The organism is Paenibacillus sp. FW126-R14 (assembly GCF_058789495.1).
Genome location: NZ_JBYTBS010000007.1, coordinates 110623 through 129749 on the forward strand (window position 1 = coordinate 110623; position 19127 = coordinate 129749).

A 19127-nucleotide genomic window follows, 5' to 3' on the forward strand; every position below is an offset into this window, starting at 1 on the left:
GGATGGAACGAGTTGATCTGCTCCTTACGGGTATTGGCCTACTAGTTTCCCCACCGGGAAATAGGCCGCGCTGCGGGCACGCCATGAAAGAAGTCCGTGAGATTAAGGATGCGGCGATAGCGATTCGGCAGGGGGAAATTGCCTGCTATGGACCGGTGCAGGAGGTTCGGGAAATGCTTGCAGGAGTTGAAATCGCGGAAACGATCGACGCCTGCGGACGCTTGGTCACACCGGGGCTTATCGATCCCCATACCCATCTTGTGCATGGCGGGTCCCGTGAGCACGAGCTGGCTTTGAAGCGGTCCGGCGTACCCTATTTGGACATTTTGGCGCAAGGCGGGGGCATTCTCAACACGGTGAAGTTTACACGAGCGGCGAGTGAGCAGGAGCTGTACGACAAGGCGCGCCGCAGTTTGAACGAGATGCTGCTGAACGGAGTCACAACGGTTGAAGCGAAGAGCGGATATGGCCTTGCTTTAAAAGATGAATTAAAACAGCTGCGGGTTGCCAGGCGCTTAGATGAGACGCATCCCGTCGATATCGTTTCGACGTTTATGGGAGCGCATGCGGTACCGCCGGAGTTTAAGGGGCGAACCGAGGAGTTCGTAGACGTTATTGTGAATGATATGCTGCCTGTAGTGGCGGAACAAGGTCTGGCGGAGTTTTGCGACGTGTTCTGCGAGGCCGGCGTTTTCTCTGTCGCGCAGACGCGCCGCATTCTGCTTGCCGCGCAGCGGCAAGGGCTGGCGTCGAAGATTCACGCCGACGAGATTGTCCCGCTGGGCGGCGCGGAGCTGGCGGGCGAGGTGGGGGCGATATCCGCCGAGCATTTGCTGGCGGCGACGGACGAAGGCTTGGCTGCGCTTGCCGAGCGGGGCGTCGTTCCGGTGCTGCTGCCCGGCACGTCGTTCAATCTTGGCCTCTCCACGCATGCGCGGGCCCGCGACATGATCGACAAGTACAATCTGCCGGTGGCTCTGTCCACGGACTATAATCCGGGCTCCTGTCCAACCGAGTCGATTCAGCTCATCATGATGCTGGCGTCGCTCAACTTGAAAATGACGCCGGAGGAAATCTTGACCGCCTGCACGATCAACGCGGCGAATGCGCTGGGGCGCGGGGACGACATCGGATCGATCGAGGTCGGAAAGCGCGCGGATCTGACGATTTTCGATGCGCCGAATGTTGCGTACCTGCCGTATCATTTTGGGATTAATCACACGTATGGCGTGATCAAGAACGGGCGTACAGCCGTGTGGAACCGCAATCTCGTGACGGGCAAGGAGGAGGAGGCATGATGAGCCATGAGATTCCTTATCTAAAATCGCCTGATCAGGCCGTATTCCGCGATCATATGGAAACGAAAGTGTCCCACTGGATACGCCAGTGGGACGGTCGGGAAGCGCTGCTTGCCGGGATCGTCGGCGTCCCATTGTCAAAGTCGTCGATTTCGCATTCCGGCGCTTCGACGACGCCTGCGGCGGTTCGCGCAGCGTTCAAATCGTTCACGACCTACTCGATGGAGTATGGGGTCGATTTGCAGCATTTGGCCGTCCGCGACCTCGGCGATATCCAAATGCATGTGACCGACATCGCCGAGTGCCACCGCCGCATCGAGGAGAGTCTTCGCGCCCTGTATAAAGAGCAGCCGAACTTGATCCCGATCATTATTGGCGGCGATCATTCGACGAGCTGTCCGTCGCTCAAAGCTTTTGCAGACCGTCATCCGGGCCGGAAGGTGGGCATTATCCATTTTGACGCGCATCATGATGTGCGTAATTTCGAGGACGGCGGAGCGACGAACGGTACGCCGTTTCGCGGCATTTTGGAATCGGGCGTCGTTCGCGGTCCCGACATCGTGCAAATTGGCATACGGGGGTTTATGAACTCCAAGCCGTATTATGACTATGTGAAGAGCAAAGGCGTACACGTATACACCTCGCGGGATGTAAGGCGCATGGGCATTGACGCCGTGCTTGATGAGGCGCTAGCGCTAGCCGGGAAAGATACGGATGTGCTGTATGTAAGCTTCGATGTGGACGTGATCGATCAAGCTTATGCACCGGGCTGTCCGGCGATCGGCACCGGCGGGATGCACCCGTGGGACGCCATGGATGCACTTCATCGTCTAGGAACGCTGCCGCAGGTGCAGGGGCTGGACTTTGTCTGCATCGATCCGACCGTCGATGTGCGCAATGTGACGTCCCGTCTTGCGGTGCAGTTCATGCTCAGCTTTTTGGCGGGAGTGGCCGGTCGTTCCGAATAAGAAACAGGCGCTTGCCGGCAGACGGCAGGCGCCTTTTCTGCAGCTAAGAAAGTATAAGTTTTATACTTTTGCTTCGCATCTGCCTTAACAAACGCGCTCGTCCAAAAGGACGACGAAGTCGCTTACTTGCATGGCTAAATTGTTAACGTTTATGGAAAGTTGTGGAAAACTCTATCTTAAACGCTTGAGAAATTGTACAATAGAAGGATGTGAATTTAAGATGAGATGTTTTTCTTTGCGGAAAGGATGAAGGAAATGGACAAGCGCCAGAGCGCGAAAAAACAGAGTGAGGCTAATACAGAGGGGGCATTATGGCCCGACATGACAGTGCCGCTTTCACTCGCTGACCGTCTTGTTCGACTATCGAAAGGCGAATTAACGGAAATTCGGACGAACTTGGAAATTAAAGGCGTAAGCTCGCTTAAGAAGCAGGATCTTGCCCTTGCCTTGGTGCAGCATATCCCGGATGCGCTGCCTGGTTTATTGTATAAACTCGATGAGACTCGTTACCAAGTAATGAAGCAAATTGCCGTTCGTGGCGGCGTTTCCTATACGATGATGGACGACTTGCAGCTTTCCTATTTTACAACCAGAGGTCTGTTGTTTGCAGGTTTGCACAATGGAAAGCCTGCCCTCGCGATGCCGCAGGAAGTGCTTGAAAGTTTTCAACGGCTGAATTACAGCGATTATCGGGAAAGCTTCAAACAAAATGCGGAATGGATTAAATTGACACATGGTCTGCTTTACTATTACGGTCATCTGAGCGATGAAGAATTGCTCAATCTGGTAGAGCGCTATGCGGGAACGCTAGGGGATAAGCATGAGTATCTTGGTGTATTAGATGAAGCGATTTTGTTCTATATGCAGATCGTTCCGGATTCCAAAGGATATCATAACGGATTGCTCAGCAATCCTAAGCAAGTTCAACAGGAGCAAGAGTCCAGATTAAGTATCTCGCTGTATCCTTTTACCAAAAATCAGCTTCTCGAGGCCGGAGAGCCGGGCTTTATCGACCGGACCCCGATGCACAAAGCTTTTGTGGATTTCATTCGCAGAAATTATTCGATTTCGTTCGAGAATGCCGATGCGCTTGTTACGGAATGCGTCATTTATATCCGCAACGGAGCTATGCCGAGCTTTGTGCTGCAATTTATTCAGCAGCATTTGGAGATCCACGATTTGGAGCTGACGCGAGGCTTTATGGGCTGCATTGCGGCACTTAGCAACGGCACACGGCAGTGGTTCCTCAAGGGCTACTCGCCGAACGAGCTTTCCGCTGGCAGCAAGCCTACGGCAGTTCTGCAACAGCAGGCTAATGCGGATGTCATCGACATGAAGTCGCGGGAGAAGGTTGGCAGAAACGATCCTTGCCCGTGCGGAAGCGGTAAGAAGTTTAAGAAATGTTGTGCAGGCTAATAGTGAATAGGAGCGTTGAGTGGGCTCAGGCGTAGGAAAGAACGGCGCTGGGTGCTGCAGCTCTGCATGATCGGCGTAACCATTAAGCATGATCGCTTGAATGAGCGGTTGAACCGTCAAGTCCAATAGGCTTGGCGGTTTTTTGCTTGTTCCGATGGGGAACTATGATCCCCTATTTGCTGTAAAATAGCTGCTTCCGTCAATCGATGAGAACTACGGTCTGCTATATTGCAATATTAGCTAAAATTTAGCTTTTCCGGGGAAATAACGCCCTGTAGTTCCCACAAAAGAATGAAATGGTCCCATTTTGCTCAAATAACGACCACCTGTAGTTCCCCCTCCCGCCTCCATCGTCCTCTTTCACTTTCCCGTTGTGCTCACGACCCTCATGGCCCTCTTCACTCCCCCAATCCATAGACGCTTAATAGGCAAAATTGCCAAATTGTTGATATTGCCTCTATGGTTTTGTAAGATGGAAAGCAGATGAGATTTGCCGGAAAGGAGAAAACCCATGGCGCGTTCAAAGTCGCTTTGGTTATTGCTTGGCTGGTTTCTGGCCGCTGCTGCCGGCTTGCTCGTTCTGCAATGGACCGGTGTATGGGCTGAATTGGATTTAAGCCGGGTGACGGAATGGCTTCGTCAGCTAGGTCCGCTTGGCGGGCTTTTGTACATTATCGTTTACACGCTGCGCCCGTTGGTTTTGTTTCCGGCGACGCCGTTGACGCTGTATGGCGGCTATGTGTTTGGCGCCTTCTGGGGAACGGTTTACGATATCATCGGGGCTGGCGCAGGGGCGCTGCTGTCTTTCTATATAACGCGAAAATGGGGCAGAAGCGGCTTTCAGCGAATTTTACGCAATAAGAAGCTGCAATCCTTCGATCAAAAGGCGGAGGAGAAAGGGTTTATGGTCGTTTTGTACATGCGACTGATGCCGTTCTTTCCTTTTGATGGTGTGAGCTACGGGGCAGGGCTGTCCAAAATCCGTTTTTGGGACTATACGTGGGGAACGCTGATCGGTATTATTCCGGGCGCTGTCGTTTATAACGTGTTTGGCGCATCGCTGCATGACATTGGATCGGGGAAGTTTTATGGGGCTGTCGGGATGTATATCCTTTTTGCATTAATTCCGCTGTTCTTTAAACGAAGACAAGCTGTAAGGGACCGAGACAGAGTTTGAACAAAATGGGAAACTAGTTGAACGTTGGAGGAGAATCGAGTCATGCAGGGGAAACGATTGTATCAAAATGTAAGCTGGAGCTTCGGGGCGGCGTGCGTGCTGTTAATAGGTTTTGTCTTCTTGTCGCAGAGCTTAACGAGCGGTTGGCTGCAAGCATTTGATGAAGGAATCGGCAGCGCTGTCCAGTCACTTCGAAGCGATGGACTAACGCCTGTTGTGATAGGGATTACTTTGCTCGGAAAAGCAAAAGCGGAGAGCATAATCTTCGTTGTGGTTGCTGCGGTCTTGTTAGTGAGGTTTAAGCAGAAATGGGAGACGCTTGTGCTGCTGTTGGGAGTTTTAACGGCATGGGGGTTGAACAACGTGCTAAAAGGCGTGTTCGAGCGTGATCGTCCTGCGGGACCGTGGCTGATTGAAGAAACAGGCTTCAGCTTTCCCAGCGGACATGCGATGGTGTCGATTGTATTTTACGGACTAGTCGGTTATTTATTGTGGCTCAATGTACGCAACAAATGGAAGACGGCTTGGTTGATACCGGTTATTGCGGCTGTGCTCATTTTGTGCATTGGTCTAAGCCGTATTTATTTAGGCGTTCATTATCCGAGCGATGTGCTGGCCGGCTTTGCTGCAGGCGGCGCCGGACTCATCGGATGCGTGGCGGCGATTGGGCGCATCAGGCACCGGAAAACGAGCATACAACGGCCAAGTCAGCCTAACCGCAACATCTCAGGGTGACTTAAGTTTGGTGTCATTCCCAAAAAGGAAGGCATAAAGTTTTGCCAAAGTCATACACTTTTAGTAAGTAAGAGGCTCACTAAAGACATGGTTATAATCGGGGACAACGCCTTCCAGGGGTTCGTCCTTTTTCTTTTGCTTCCAGGACGTTGTATAATCAAAATCATCGGCAGATGACTCAGAAGGAAGGGATGACTATGCTGAAATTAAGTATTCTTGATCAGTCACCGGTTTCTACCGGTTTTACGCATAGCGAAGCGCTGCAGCAGACCATTCGGATGGCGCAGTTGGCGGATCGTCTCGGCTACACGAGATTCTGGGTGTCGGAGCATCATAACTCGCTGGGCCTCGCTGGCTCCTCGCCGGAGGTGCTGCTGTCGACGCTGGCGGCGCGCACAAGCCGCATTAGACTCGGCTCCGGAGGCGTGCTGCTGCCGCATTACAGCGCCTACAAAGTCGCTGAAAATTTCCGCATGCTCGAAGCGCTCTATCCGGGACGCATCGACCTGGGCATCGGGCGTGCGCCCGGAGGCACGCCGCATACGGCAAAAGCGCTGCGAGGCGTCGGCGCGGATCTGTTCGAAGGACTGGAGCGGTTCCCGGCGCAAGTCACGGATCTGCTCAGGTTCCTTACCGATTCGGTGGAATCCGGGCATGTGTTCGAGGGCATCCGCGCCACCCCCTTGGTGGCTGGAGTGCCCCAGGTGTGGCTGCTCGGCTCCACCGGGCAGAGCGGGGTGTACGCCTCGCAAGCAGGCGCAGCGTTCTGCTTCGCGCACTTCATTAACGGAGCGGGCGGACAGCATGCGGTGCGCAGCTACCGCAGCTCGTTCCGGCCGTCCGCGCTCAATGTCGTGCCGCAGGCGACGGTTTGCATTTATGTGCTCTGCGCCGATACGCAGGCAGAGGCGGAAGAGCAGGCCGCTTCCATCGATTTGCGCATTCTGCAAATGGAAAAGGGCGAATTCACCGGAGTGAAATCGCCCGCAGAAGCGGCTCGGTATAGTTACTCGGATTGGGACTACACCCGGGTCAGAGATAATCGGTCCCGGATGATTGTCGGCGATCCGGGGCAAGTCAGGGAGCAGATGTTGAATCTGGCTGACAGCTACCAAGTCGATGAAGTCATGGTGGTTGCCGGCGGTTATCTGCCTGAGACGAGGCTGCGGACCATTGAACTGTTAGCGGACGCGTTCAGGCTCGCTTAACGATTTCGTTTGTTCCTTTTATCGATTTCCTGTGTCACGATGAAAGCAAGCTCCTCGTTGCCGAAGAGAGACAGCACGCCTAAAACGGTGCCATCTGCAACCTCGCCGGCCTCCTCTTTGGAAACCGTTAAATCGAGGGCTTGCTGGAGAGCGGCATTATTAGGCTGGTCCGGGTAAGCGGCATGATAGAGCGCAGACGGGTCCAGATCATGATTAATGCACCACTGGGCAAAAACGAGAATCATCATATGCTCTTCGCGTTTATAGTTTTCGATCATCTGTTCTTCTAATTGTTTTTTATTCATACGGGGTAACATCTCCTTAAACTGCCTATTCCGCTTTATAGGACGGATGGGTTCATTATAGCGAAAGATCGGGTGCGTTCACAATGATTAAGAATGAGAAAATCAAAGCCTCCGAGGTTCATCTTACCGGCATTCACGGGGAGGACCTGGGGGTAGTCCCAACGAAGGAAGCGCTGGAGCTGGCGAAGCAGTTGAAGGTCGATTTGGTTTGTACCTCGCTCATGAGCAGTCCGCCGCCATGCAAGCTGATCGGAGCGGGTCAGGCGAAGCAGGAAGCGCTGCAGGAAAAACAGCAGGCCCGCAAACGCGAGCAAGCGCCAAAAATCAAGGAGCTGCGCCTAACGCCGCACATCGAGGATCATGACCTGGAGACGAAGCGCCAACAGGCCGAGCGGATGCTGCAAGGCGGGGATGCCGTGCAGTTGGTTGTCAAGATTTCAGGCAAGGAAGGCGTACAGGCCAAAGCTTTGCTCGAATCCTTAATGAAGGATCTAAGCGCCCATGGACGTAAACAGTCCGGCATTCAACTTAGCGGAAAGCAGGCTTCCGTCCAGTTGGATCCGTTATAAGAAAAGCATGAACGCCACTCCGCTTCTAGAGGGGAGAGGACGTTCATGCTTTTTTTCGCCCATGAGGGAGCGGCATCCCCCTAATTCACGGTTATGGCTTGCGAGCCCATCTGCTCCCAAACATATTTGAAATCGCTTAATGCATAGGCTTCCTGCTGTCCGGTCATGGGATCGTTCATATACGCGTAATCGTCGTCCCAACCGGTTAAAAGTAAGGCATGCTCAGGCTGATACCACTCCACGAGCCGGTCCTCATCATCCTGCCATTCCAGATCCAGAAAAGGCGTATCCATATGCTCGGTAGCCCATATCATGGCCGGTTTGCCGGCCGCAATCACGCTTAGCAAATTTTCGAAGGAAGTGCCGGTAATATCTTTGAGGCGGCCCGGCAGCAAGCTGTTCAGTGTGACAAAGACGGGCTTATGATAAATGCCATATCCCGCGTCGTAAGGATTCCCGACAAATACATCCTCCGGATTGCCGCCAACGAAAGCTCCATCTTCATTCTCGGCAGGCATCTCGCCTCTGGGGAGCGCGTCGGCAACTTCCTCCTTCGTGACAGGCAGCCCCGCCCAATTCAGCAGCATCGTGGCCGCTACGGCCTCGCACCCGTTGGGCAGCTCCGGCAGCTGTGAAAGGGCAGCGGCATCCTCCACTTGATAATGGTGCTCCGCAGGGGGAGAGGCATCAGCGGAAGGCTGTAGATCGGGCGCATCCAGGCGCGGCTCCATGAGCGGAGCGGCGGGGATAGTCGAAGTGGAAACAGCCTGTTCGACCGCAGGCGCAGTGGGCTTGGCCAATGCCAGACATAGGACGATTCCTAATGCCAAGAGGAGGCACAATATTTTTTTCAGCGAAATCACTTCCGATCCTGATCGATCTTTTTATTACAACATGGAGAACCCGGAAAAGCAATATGAAGCGGCAGAGACATATAAAAGCGACCGTGCTGCATAGTCTAGGAAAGCGGACAGCCTTTAGAAGCGCTGCTTTGGCGCCATTTTATGACCAGGGGAGGCATAAGCTCATACAATAGGGTAAAATGATATCAAATACCCGATTCACGGACTTGAGGGACGTTTATGAATAAGCACGAAGATGAGAAAAAGGCGTTAGAGCAAGCAGCCATCGATATTTTTCTGGAGTTATACAATGTAAATAACGGAGTTGCGCTGCAGATGGTTCGCCAGCAGGAGAAGCCGGATGCGCTTCTGGAGGATGCGGGCGGATGGCGGATTGGACTTGAAGTGACGCATTTGTTTTATGATATGGAGGAAGCCAGGCTGATGATGTCGCGATCCGAGCTTACGAAGCCCGGGGCAGAAGTGCTGGACACATTTATTAAGGTCATTAATGACCGGATTGTCAGCAAGGAAAAGAAGTTTCAAGATTATTCCCATGATTATCCTTGTATGCTGCTTATACGCAATGTATCGCTGTTGTTCGGGATGTCGGATGTTCTCAGCTTCAAGCATAAGCTGGTTCCGCCCAGCGGACGGTTCACGCAAGTATGGCTGTTGTCCAGGGATTTCACACCGGATTGGTTATTGATTAATCTCTATGAAGTTGGCGGCGGAGGGATGAAATGAAGCGTCTTTATGTTGGGCTTGGCGCAGCTTTTGGCGTATATGCCCTCATTATGATTGTGTATTTGTTAAAAGGAGATCTATTCGCGATCCCGAATAACTTGGTCGGCACAAGCGCAGACCCGCACACGTTCATGACCGTACAGGAAATCAACAAAGCTGAATCTTTGTCCCGCATCCGGTCTTTAGCTTATTTCCTAAGTTCACCGCTGCAAATCGGGTTAATCCTGCTGCTCCTGGGCGGCGCGGTCACCATTCGAAGCTGGGCGGAAAAATTGTTTCGGGCTTCCTTCCTGCAAATGGTCGTTTTTGTGCTGCTATTTATCCTGCTGATGGACGTGCTGTTCCTGCCGGTGGATTATTTTTTGTTTAAAGTTGACCAAGCCTACGGGGTTTCTACGGAGACGCTGGCTATCTTTTGGGGCGATCATGGGAAAGATTTTCTGCTTAATGCCGTAGGGACGATTGTGATGGTCTGGGTATTCAGACTGGTGCTAAAATGGAGCCCTGACCGGTGGTGGTTCTGGTTCTGGCTGCTGTCCGTTCCGCTGATTCTGTTCGTCACCTTTATTCAACCCGTTGTGCTTGACCCCTTGTATAATGACTTCAAGCCGCTTCAGGATCAAGAGCTTAAGGCGCAAATTCTTCAACTGGCTGCCCAATCGCACATTCCTGCCAAGCAGGTGTATGAGGTCAATATGTCCGAGAGGACCAACGCGATTAATGCTTATGTCAATGGAATCGGGGGCAACGCTCGTATCGTGTTGTGGGATACGACGCTCAAAAAGCTGCAGCCCGATGAGATTTTGACCGTGATGGCGCATGAAATGGGACATTACGTAGAGAAACATATTTATCTCGGCATTGCCTATGGAGTCGCGCTCAGTTTTGTTGGTTTATGGCTGGCTTTTCACGCTTACCGCTATTTCTTGAAACGCTGGGGTTCCAAATGGGGCATTAGGGGAGAGAATGATTTAGCGGCCCTGCCCGTTTTGCTGCTGCTTATTACGTTCATGAGCTTCGTCTCCGCACCCGCGCAAAATGCGTTTTCCCGGGTGATCGAGCATCGGGCGGATATGTATGCGATGAAAATGACCGGAGACGGCGCCGCCGCGATCCGCGCTTTTCAGCAAATTGCCAAAGAAAATTTAAGCCCGGTCACACAGCCGAAGCTGGTGCAATGGTTCCGCGGTTCGCATCCGGCGATCATGGATCGGATTATGTATTTTAAACAGTTTGAACGTTAAAAAATGCGCGGCAACGGCGAATCCCTCAGGATCGCAAACGAAAAGGACCGATTGGGCACATTTGTGCCTGATCGGTCCTTTTCTCGCTGCAGAAGGAGGGGAAGCTTACTGCTCGTTCCTGCGCGTCATTTGCTGCCAGACCGAGCCCTCGGCCGCATGTCCGCCCTGGATGCGCTCCAGCGCGATTTTGACCTGCATGCGGACCTCGAACTCAGGGTCGTCCGCCGCTTGCTGCAGGTCCTGCAGAACCGAGCTGTCGCCGACCTCGTACAGGAAGCGCGCCGCGCGCCAGCGGACCAGCTTGTTGCGGTCCTTCAGCGCCTTCGCCATGGCCGGCATGGCGGCCGGATCGCCGAGGTCGGACAGCGTATCGCCTGCCGTCCGGCGCACAGAAGGCGTATCGTCCTCAAGGGCGCGATACAGGAAGGGCAGTACCTCGGGCTCTTTAATATCCCCGAGGTACACCGTGGCCAGTCGCCGAATCGACGTGTTCTCGTCCTGCAGGGCATGGACGAGAAGCGGCAGCGTCGTTAGCGACGGCTGGATCTTCTGAAGCGCGGCGTAGCGCTGCTTCCAATCGCTGTGGCGCAGCTGCTCCAGCACAGCGCCTGCATCTTCGGCTTCGGCCTCTTCCGAAGCCGACACCGGGGTCTCCTGCATCGCGCTGGAGACCAGGCTTTCGATGCGGGCGTCGTCGTAAGAAGCGTCCAGCTCCTGGACGACTTCGCCCGCGATGTCCTTCAGCTCGCCGTAGCGCACGCCGAGCTCCTCGAGCTTCCGCTCCTTGATCAGGTTCGGCGAAGCCGTACCTGCGCGGACCGCGGCCTGTGTGAAGCGCTCCGGCATCGCTACGCGCGCTTCTTCGCTGCCTGCGCGCACCCTCACCTGGAGCGGGATGCCGCGGAACATCTGCACGAGGACTTGTGCCTCTCCGAAAGCCGCTTCCGCCTGAGGCTGCACGGACGGCACGCCGCCGCCGCTGTCAGAGCCCAGCGCTTCGCCAAAAATCTCGCGGGCTTTGGCCAGGATGAACTGCCAGTCACCCTTGGAAGTGCGGTCTAGGGCAATGAAATCGGCAGCGTGAAACACGCTGATCACACCTTGGACAGCGAGCAATTGCTGAATGCTGTCTGAAGCCTCGGAGCTGTTTTCCTTCGTATATGTTTGGCGCATGCCTGCCGGCAGGGATTCATCCATATTCAGTTTCATGGAATTTGGAGAGGGGGTAGGCTCGATCGATACAATTTTCATAATGGACACTCCTTCCGGTCGGTTGTTACGTGAAAAGACCCGGACGTAACAACGTCCAGGCCTGTATAGGCATTTCATTTTAATCCAAATCAACGAGGTTGCGGTTTAAATATTTATCAAGCGTTTTGGTGAGATCGAACACGGTATGTGCCAAATCCACGTTTTCAAAGACATGATCGCATTGATCACGGAAAGCCAATTCCTCTTCATAATAAGAGAGGTACTTCTGAATGATTTCCTCGGAGTCGCCGCTCTCTCTCATCCGCTTTTCGAGCGTATCCCGCTGAGCATAAATGAAGACCAGCACGACGTTGTCACCGTAAAGCTTTTTGAGCGTTTCGGCGCCGGAGCGGTTCAAAATTAAATAAATGCTGCCGCTGTGCTCGAACATCCGTTCAATATCGGCACTTTTAATCCCGTATAGGTGATCATTGACGGTACCAACCTCCATGAATTCACCGTTTGCCTGCGCCTGAACAAATTGAGCAGGGGAAATAAAGTGATAATCTTGACCGTCTTCTTCGGTTGCTCTAGGAGGTCTGGTGGTGTAAGAGATAACCTGCTTCATGCCCAGCGTAGAACCAGACATTTCAGCAACTGTCTTACGACCAGCTCCGTGAGGACCAGTGAATACAAAAATCATTTCCTTATCCTTTAATGCGTACATGGAACATACCTCCTTATTTGCAAAAAGTGAGGGGTAAATCCTACGTGCGTGCAACGGTATGAAACGATTTTTGTCCAAGTAGGATCATTTTCAGCCGTAATTATATTTTACATGGTTCGGGTTATTCGGTAAAGGTCTAGCGATGGAAACGCTTTTCTGACTAGCGTTTTCCTCCGCGGCCTCCCCTTGGCGCATTGCCGCGAGGTGAGCCGCCTCTGTCGCCGCGAGGCGCGCCACTGCGGGCGCCGGAGTTGTCGCTGCGTCCGCGCGCCGGACCGCTGCGCTCGCCGCCGGCTTGGTAGCCGCGCGAAGCTGCGCCTCCGCGTGCCCCGAAGCTGTCGCTGCGTCCTGCTCCGCGCTCCGCGCTGTCGCCACGGCCTTTGCCGCCGCGAATCGCGCGTGATGCGCTAGCCGCATCGTCGCGGCCCGTGCCGGCGTACTTGTTGTATGGCGAGTAAGATTTATCGCCATGAGGAGCGGAGCGCTTGCCTTCGGCACGTCCTGCTGCTGCGCGAGGAGCGCGTTCGGCGGATTCGCCGCGTCCCCATGAGTTCGTGACTCGCGCCTTTGCCGCGCTCATGTTGCCGCTGCGGCTTGGCGCTGCGTTCAACGGCTCTTTGCTCTCCGCGCGTCCCCACGTATTCGGATTCCGCTCGGAATTGACTTTGGCCGCACGTTGTCCTCTTGGCGCATCGCTGCGCGCTCCGAATTTATCGCCTTTGGAGGCGGAACGGCCCGTGCCGTACTGCATGCCGGATCTGTCTTCGCGCGAGCCGGATCTTCCGCGGCTGCGCTCACCGCGAGGTTCCGCATTGCGGCCGCTGCCCCTGCGGGAGGCTCCGCCATTGCGGCGGCCGGATCCTCTGCCTTCATGCTCGAAATGATCCTCGGAGCTGGAACGAACGCGGCGTCCTTGAGGCTCGGATGAACCTCGCAAGGACATCTTGATGCCTTTTTCGATAAGCTCGATTGTCGGCATATCCCGCTGCGTCGCGAAAGTTACGGCAACGCCCGTATCTCCGGCACGTCCGGTCCGTCCGATGCGATGAATGTAGCTTTCGGCGTCTTGCGGCACATCATAATTGAAGACATGCGTGACCCCTTCAACGTCTAATCCGCGCGCAGCGATATCGGTGGCAACCAACAGCTCGATGCGGCCGTCGCGGAATCGTTTCATGACTTGCTCGCGCTTGGCTTGTGATAAATCTCCGTGCAACTCGTCGGACATAAGTCCCATTTCCTGCAAAGCCTCATTTAATGCGATGGCTCTGGCCTTTGTGCGGCAAAAAATCATCGCGAGGTAAGGTTTGTATTGTTTAATAGCAGCGATCAGAGCATCTTGCTTCTGGCGGTCAGTCGTTGGAACGAGAACCTGCTCGATTTCGGTCAACGTGACCTGCTTGCTTTGAATTTTGATTTCTTTGGCTTCCTTCATATAAGCCTTGGACAAATTCATGACTTGCTCAGGCATAGTGGCTGAGAAGAGAAGCGTTTGGCGATAAGGAGACGTTTGCGCGATAATATCTTTCACTTCATGAAGGAAGCCCATATGCAGCATTTGATCGGCTTCATCCAATACGAGTATTTTCAATTTATAAAAATTGATCGAACCGCGGCGAAGGTGGTCCAGCAATCTTCCCGGAGTTCCTACTACTATATGTATGTTCCCCTGAAGTTTTCTAAGCTGCTTTTCTACATCTTGGCCGCCATAAGCTGCGAGCACCTTTGCACCCGTTACAGGGACAAGGGTTTTTAGCTCATTTGAAATTTGAATGGCTAATTCGCGTGTAGGCGTCAGAATCAACGCTTGCACATCTGAGCTTTCTACATCGATTGTTTCTAATATTGGAAGTACAAAGGCAAGTGTTTTACCTGTGCCTGTCTGTGCTTGTGCAATGACATCCGTGCCTTTCAATAAAACAGGTATGGCTTCTTTTTGAATGGGGGTCGGTTCGATAACGCCTGATGCTTGCAGGACTCCTACAAGTCTTTCTCTGATTCCTAATGAGGCAAATCCACTTGACATGGTAATTGGCCAGCTCCCTTTTTCCTACTATTGATAGGGATCTTTGGTGGTAGACCAAAGTCTCTCCTTGTTAAAGACGATTCCCCCATTGTACAGGAATGCCAGACAAATGAAAACAGGAGCAGGCCAACAAGCAGTAAATATCTACTTTATATAGTAGAAATGGATTTAAAAGAGCCCCTATTTATCCGGCAAAACTTGTGCAGTCCCGAAAACGCGCTCCACCGTCTTGTTGAAATCCGTCAAATGCGGCATGAGGGAGTTGCCTTTCCAAGTTTCTTGCGCGTAACCGTTCATCTTATTGAGGAAATCCCGATTGGCTGAAATATAGACATCCATAACGCTTGGCTGCAATAAACGGATTTTCTCCGCCATGGTTTGTTTAAAGCGATGGGAGAGCAAGTCATGATGAATGGCTGTTTCATAATTGTTAAACCCGTTGTTTAGCTCGTTGGAAGGCAAATAATCGTCGAAAGGGGCATGGTCATTGTAAAAGCCTTTGACGGTTCCTTGGTTGTTTGTTTCCCTTGTCGATCCTTTGGTGCCTATCGCACTGCTGTCAATCATAAGAGCCACATAGGCATTCTTGTCCGTTGTCATAACGATGGCTGTATTTACACCATTCATGGCATTGAGTTGATTCGAAAGAAATTGATTGAATTCGAGACTTGTATTGTTGTGCGTAACCGGACCATAGAGTTGCTGTGTTTGGTAGGCTCTTTCGGATTCTGTCGATTTGTTGGAGACAGAGCCAAAGTTGGTATGGTCCGGGCTTTTGCCGTATTCCCTTCCGCCTTCCGAACAGCCAGATAAAGACAGCATAAGGAATAGCATTCCATAAATCGGAAAACCTAACTTACTGAGCATCGTTAATGACCTCCTAATATCGAGTGTAATGACTATAGGATGGGATGTTTCTCTCCTTTTATTCGTGTTCACAAATATACGCTTTTGTGCATAAAGAGGTGGGTGTATGGAAATAACCATGGAGGGAAAATATATCGCTACAGAGCGGTTTAAGAACAATTTGTGAACTTCCCTCCAGCGATTGACAAAAACTTTTCACGAATTTATAGTTAATAAAGTGAATTGACATGGGCATGGCCATCGTGGTAAAAATAATGTTTTAAAAGTGGGGTTGATACAATGAGTCGATTGAAAAAGTTATGGCGTCTGCTACCCCTTTTAGCGGTAATGACGTTCTTGCTAACCGGGTGTGGAGACCCAACTCTGTCCGCTTTACAGCCGAAAGGTCCTGTTGCATCAGAGCAGCTGTTTTTGATGAAATTAAGTCTCTTTATCATGGTTTTTGTCGTAATTGTCGTATTTGCAATTTATGTGTATGTTTTGATTCGCTTTAGGAAACGTGAAGGCGATAACAGCATACCGAAACAAGTGGAAGGAAGCCACGTGCTTGAGATCATCTGGACTGTCGTTCCGATTCTCTTACTGTTAGTGCTTGCGGTGCCAACAGTATCCTACACGTTCAAACATTCCAAGAATTACACGCAGGACAAAGCCGCCGTTCACGTTAAAGTTACTGCTCATCAATTCTGGTGGCAGTTTGAATATCCGGATCTAGGTATCGCAACGGCTCAAAAGCTTGTCATACCTAAGGATAAAATCATTGCATTTGAGCTTATCTCTGCAGACGTTTCTCACGCATTCTGGGTACCGTCTTTGGGTGGTAAAGTGGATACGAACCCTGGAATCGCTAACACGCTTTACCTGCAAGCTGATGAAATCTCCACGTTCCAGGGCAGATGTGCTGAGCTTTGCGGAGCTTCTCACGCCTTGATGAACTTCACGGTTGAATCGAAGAGTGAAGGTGATTTCGACGCTTGGGTAGCGAGTATGAAAACACCGGCAACTGTACCGGCTACCGCTCAGAAGGGCGAAGAGCTTTTCAAAGAAAATTGTATGTCTTGTCACGCTGTTACGGCTAACGGCCCTGGTGTGGCTCCGAACCTCAAAGGTTTCGCAGATCGCGATACGCTTGCTGGTATTCTGGAACATACTCCTGAGAAAATGGCGCAGTGGATACATAATCCGCAAGAACAGAAACCAGGCAACAAAATGCCGGCATTCGGCAAAGACGCAGGCGGCAAGCTTGATGACGCCCAAATTAACGATATCGTTCAGTACTTACAGACTTTGAAATAAACTTCTCAGGTAAAGGAGGTTAATACGTTGGCTCACTCTCATCCAGTAAAAAAACATACCGGACTTATGGATTGGCTTACAACAGTCGATCATAAGAAAATCGGTATCCTGTACTTACTTGCGGGCGGGTTCTTCTTCCTCGTAGGAGGACTTGAAGCCATTCTGATCCGGATTCAGCTCGCTTATCCCGATCAACACATTTTTATCGGCGATTCCTTTAACCAATTAACAACGATGCACGGAACAACGATGATTTTCTTTGCGGCGATGCCGATTATCTTCGCTTTCATGAATGCCATCGTTCCTCTACAAATTGGTGCCAGGGACGTTGCGTTCCCATTCGTTAACTCACTTGGATTCTGGCTGTTCTTCTCGGGCGGCGTATTAATGAATACAAGTTGGTTCTTGGGCGGCGCGCCGAATGCCGGTTGGACCGGGTATGCACCATTGTCCACGATTATGGACAGCAGTTGGGGGCAGACGCTCCAAAACAACGTGCAAGGTACAGACTTCTATGTACTAGGTTTGCAAATTGCAGGTATCGGTACACTTATCGGGGGGATTAACTTCCTCGTTACGATCATCAACATGCGTGCTCCTGGTCTTACGTACATGCGTTTGCCAATGTTCACATGGGCAGCTTTCATTACTTCCGGTTTGATCGTTCTTGCATTCCCTGCAATTACGGTTGGGCTAGTTGAGCTTATGTTTGACCGTGTCTTTGGCGGGGCATTCTTCGATGCAGCCAGAGGCGGTAACAACGTACTTTGGGAACATCTGTTCTGGATTTTCGGGCATCCCGAAGTTTACATTCTGATTCTTCCTGCATTCGGTATCATTTCTGAGATCGTTTCAACGTTCTCCAGAAAACGTCTTTTCGGATACAGCTCCATGGTCTTCGCAACTGTGTTAATCGGTTTCTTGGGCTTCATGGTTTGGGTTCACCATATGTTTACAGCAGGCTTGGGTCCGGTTGCCAACTCAATCTTCTCGATTGCAACGATGGCGATTGCCGTTCCTACAGGCGTTAAAATCTTTAACTGGTTGTTCACCCTTTGGGGCGGGCAAATCCGTTTCACAACAGCTAACATTTTCGCAACGGCTTTCATCCCGACTTTCGTTATGGGTGGAACAACAGGGGTTATGCTCGCGATTCCGGCAGCAGACTTCCAATACCATGATACGTATTTCGTAGTTGCTCACTTTCACTATGTAATCGTTGGTGGTCTGATTCTTGGCTTGTTCGCAGGTCTGTACTACTGGTGGCCGAAAATGTTTGGCCGCGCGTTGAGCGAAGGACTGGGTAAGTTACATTTCTGGTTGTTCTTCATCGGGTTCCATTTAACATTCTTCCCGCAGCATTTCTTGGGTCTGATGGGGATGCCGCGCCGGGTATTTACATACCAACCTGGGCATGATTTAGAAGTAGGTAACTTAGTTTCGACGGTTGGTGCCTTCTTCATGGGTATCGGTACAATCGTTTTCCTGATCAACATTATCGCAACATCAAGAAAACCGGCTACGGCTCCAGCAGATCCATGGGATGGCCGTACATTGGAGTGGTCGATTCCTTCACCTGCTCCTGAGTATAACTTCAAACAAACTCCGCTTGTTCGCGGGTATGATGCACTCTGGAAAGAAAAAATGGCTGGCAATAAACAAATGACTCCGGCAGAACCGGTTGGTTCGATTCATATGCCTTCAGCATCCATATTGCCGCTAGTTATGTCTGTTGGTTTGTTCATCGCCGGTTTTGGTTTTATGTATAAAAACTTCTATGTGGCAGGCGCTGGTCTAGTAGTCACATTAATTGCTATGTTCTTGCGTTCGGTATACGACGATCACGGTTGGCATATTGAACCGGAAGAACTTGAAGATGACAAGGGGGTAAAGGCATGAGTACTCATCACACGGGCGCACTGCCTGCTAATCCGGAAACGGCTACCCTCGAAGGGAAAAATAAGGTACTCGGATTCTGGTTGTTTCTTGGTGCCGAGGTTGTATTGTTCGGTTGCTTATTCGCAACTTACATCGCGCTTCGTAACTCTGTTCCAGACGGTCCGACAGCGGATGAAATTTTCAAGCTCAAAACAGTGGGCTGGTCAACTTTTATCCTCTTAACAAGTAGTTTGACAAGCGTGTTCGCGATCATCGCCATGCACAAACAGAAGCTGGGCCAATTGTTATTCTGGCTTCTGATTACGGTATTGTTTGGTCTTTCGTTCTTGGGTCTTGAGATTTATGAGTTCGTTGAGTATGTTCACGAAGGTCATAAATTCACGACAAGTGCTTTCTCAACTTCCTTCTACACGTTGGTTGGTTTCCACGGAGCGCACGTTGCATTCGGTATTTGCTGGATTACCCTGTTGATTCTACAAGGACTCAAAAAAGGTCTTACCGTTGTTACAGCACCAAAGTTCTACGTAGCAGCGTTGTATTGGCACTTTATTGACTTAGTCTGGGTATTTATCTTCACAGTCGTTTACCTGATGGGGAAGGTGGGTCATTAAG

Annotated in this window: 19 protein-coding genes; 13 read left to right on the forward strand and 6 right to left on the reverse strand. The window is 51.6% G+C overall.

What is annotated here, in order from left to right; genetic code table 11:
- Positions 1–2: 2 nt before the first annotated feature.
- The 6 genes from hutI (at position 3) to AC3WRW_RS07170 (ending at position 6802) form a co-directional block, all read left to right on the forward strand.
- Complete coding sequence (gene hutI / locus AC3WRW_RS07145; RefSeq protein ID WP_492545650.1) at positions 3–1298, forward strand: imidazolonepropionase; 1296 nt, start codon at positions 3–5, stop codon at positions 1296–1298.
- On the forward strand, positions 1298–2266 hold the full coding sequence (gene hutG / locus AC3WRW_RS07150; protein ID WP_492545651.1) for a formimidoylglutamase: 969 nt from the start codon (positions 1298–1300) through the stop codon (positions 2264–2266). Before hutI ends, hutG begins: the two co-directional genes overlap by 1 nt.
- Before the next feature lie 255 nt (positions 2267–2521).
- Positions 2522–3682 carry a YecA family protein gene (locus tag AC3WRW_RS07155; protein WP_492545652.1) on the forward strand — a complete coding sequence of 387 codons (1161 nt, stop codon included), beginning with the start codon at positions 2522–2524 and terminating at the stop codon, positions 3680–3682.
- Between the two features lie 511 nt (positions 3683–4193).
- Positions 4194–4859 (forward strand): TVP38/TMEM64 family protein, encoded by a 666-nt coding sequence (locus AC3WRW_RS07160; protein WP_492545653.1) that lies wholly within the window; start codon positions 4194–4196, stop codon positions 4857–4859.
- Between the two features lie 42 nt (positions 4860–4901).
- Positions 4902–5594, forward strand: coding sequence for a phosphatase PAP2 family protein (locus tag AC3WRW_RS07165; RefSeq protein ID WP_492545654.1), 693 nt, complete (start codon positions 4902–4904; stop codon positions 5592–5594).
- Between the two features lie 197 nt (positions 5595–5791).
- A complete protein-coding gene (locus tag AC3WRW_RS07170; protein ID WP_492545655.1) occupies positions 5792–6802 on the forward strand; it encodes an LLM class flavin-dependent oxidoreductase in 1011 nt (336 codons plus the stop codon).
- On the opposite strand, the gene yxiS is transcribed toward AC3WRW_RS07170, so the two are convergent.
- The gene (yxiS, locus tag AC3WRW_RS07175) at positions 6799–7107 is read right to left on the reverse strand and encodes a protein YxiS (RefSeq protein ID WP_492545656.1); all 309 of its coding nucleotides are present in this window, start codon (positions 7105–7107) and stop codon (positions 6799–6801) included. The two genes, AC3WRW_RS07170 and yxiS, sit on opposite strands and share 4 nt — an antisense overlap.
- Before the next feature lie 83 nt (positions 7108–7190).
- Here yxiS and infC point away from each other — a divergent pair, with 83 nt between their 5' ends.
- Positions 7191–7676 carry a translation initiation factor IF-3 gene (gene infC, locus AC3WRW_RS07180; RefSeq protein ID WP_492545657.1) on the forward strand — a complete coding sequence of 162 codons (486 nt, stop codon included), beginning with the start codon at positions 7191–7193 and terminating at the stop codon, positions 7674–7676.
- A gap of 80 nt (positions 7677–7756) precedes the next feature.
- Here infC and AC3WRW_RS07185 read toward each other — a convergent pair whose 3' ends face one another.
- Entirely contained in the window at positions 7757–8407 is a 651-nt protein-coding gene (locus AC3WRW_RS07185) for a C39 family peptidase (protein WP_492545658.1), read from the reverse strand.
- Here AC3WRW_RS07185 and AC3WRW_RS07190 point away from each other — a divergent pair.
- The 3 genes from AC3WRW_RS07190 (at position 8406) to AC3WRW_RS07200 (ending at position 10509) form a co-directional block, all read left to right on the forward strand.
- Entirely contained in the window at positions 8406–8633 is a 228-nt protein-coding gene (locus AC3WRW_RS07190; protein ID WP_492545659.1) for a hypothetical protein, read from the forward strand. The two genes, AC3WRW_RS07185 and AC3WRW_RS07190, sit on opposite strands and share 2 nt — an antisense overlap.
- A gap of 125 nt (positions 8634–8758) precedes the next feature.
- Positions 8759–9265: a hypothetical protein gene (locus AC3WRW_RS07195; RefSeq protein WP_492545660.1), complete on the forward strand. Its 507-nt coding sequence runs from the start codon at positions 8759–8761 to the stop codon at positions 9263–9265.
- Entirely contained in the window at positions 9262–10509 is a 1248-nt protein-coding gene (locus tag AC3WRW_RS07200; protein ID WP_492545661.1) for a M48 family metallopeptidase, read from the forward strand. The genes AC3WRW_RS07195 and AC3WRW_RS07200 overlap by 4 nt, the downstream gene beginning before the upstream one ends.
- Positions 10510–10614: 105 nt before the next feature.
- Here the strand turns inward: AC3WRW_RS07200 and AC3WRW_RS07205 are convergent, their stop codons facing one another.
- The 4 genes from AC3WRW_RS07205 to AC3WRW_RS07220 all read right to left on the reverse strand — a co-directional run bounded on the left by AC3WRW_RS07205 (position 10615) and on the right by AC3WRW_RS07220 (position 15320).
- Positions 10615–11760 carry a conserved virulence factor C family protein gene (locus AC3WRW_RS07205; protein ID WP_492545662.1) on the reverse strand — a complete coding sequence of 382 codons (1146 nt, stop codon included), beginning with the start codon at positions 11758–11760 and terminating at the stop codon, positions 10615–10617.
- A gap of 79 nt (positions 11761–11839) precedes the next feature.
- The gene (locus AC3WRW_RS07210; RefSeq protein ID WP_492545663.1) at positions 11840–12427 is read right to left on the reverse strand and encodes a guanylate kinase; all 588 of its coding nucleotides are present in this window, start codon (positions 12425–12427) and stop codon (positions 11840–11842) included.
- A 160-nt stretch (positions 12428–12587) separates the two neighbouring features.
- Complete coding sequence (locus AC3WRW_RS07215; protein WP_492545664.1) at positions 12588–14453, reverse strand: DEAD/DEAH box helicase; 1866 nt, start codon at positions 14451–14453, stop codon at positions 12588–12590.
- Positions 14454–14633: 180 nt separating this feature from the next.
- Positions 14634–15320, reverse strand: coding sequence for a YhcN/YlaJ family sporulation lipoprotein (locus AC3WRW_RS07220; protein WP_492545665.1), 687 nt, complete (start codon positions 15318–15320; stop codon positions 14634–14636).
- Between the two features lie 279 nt (positions 15321–15599).
- Here AC3WRW_RS07220 and coxB point away from each other — a divergent pair, with 279 nt between their 5' ends.
- Genes coxB through AC3WRW_RS07235 form a run of 3 tightly spaced genes read left to right on the forward strand, consistent with a single transcriptional unit; the run spans position 15600 to position 19126 of the window.
- On the forward strand, positions 15600–16616 hold the full coding sequence (gene coxB, locus AC3WRW_RS07225; protein ID WP_492545666.1) for a cytochrome c oxidase subunit II: 1017 nt from the start codon (positions 15600–15602) through the stop codon (positions 16614–16616).
- Between the two features lie 27 nt (positions 16617–16643).
- Positions 16644–18515 (forward strand): cytochrome c oxidase subunit I, encoded by a 1872-nt coding sequence (ctaD, locus tag AC3WRW_RS07230; RefSeq protein WP_492545667.1) that lies wholly within the window; start codon positions 16644–16646, stop codon positions 18513–18515.
- Entirely contained in the window at positions 18512–19126 is a 615-nt protein-coding gene (locus tag AC3WRW_RS07235; RefSeq protein ID WP_127453747.1) for a cytochrome (ubi)quinol oxidase subunit III, read from the forward strand. Before ctaD ends, AC3WRW_RS07235 begins: the two co-directional genes overlap by 4 nt.
- Position 19127 lies beyond the last annotated feature (1 nt).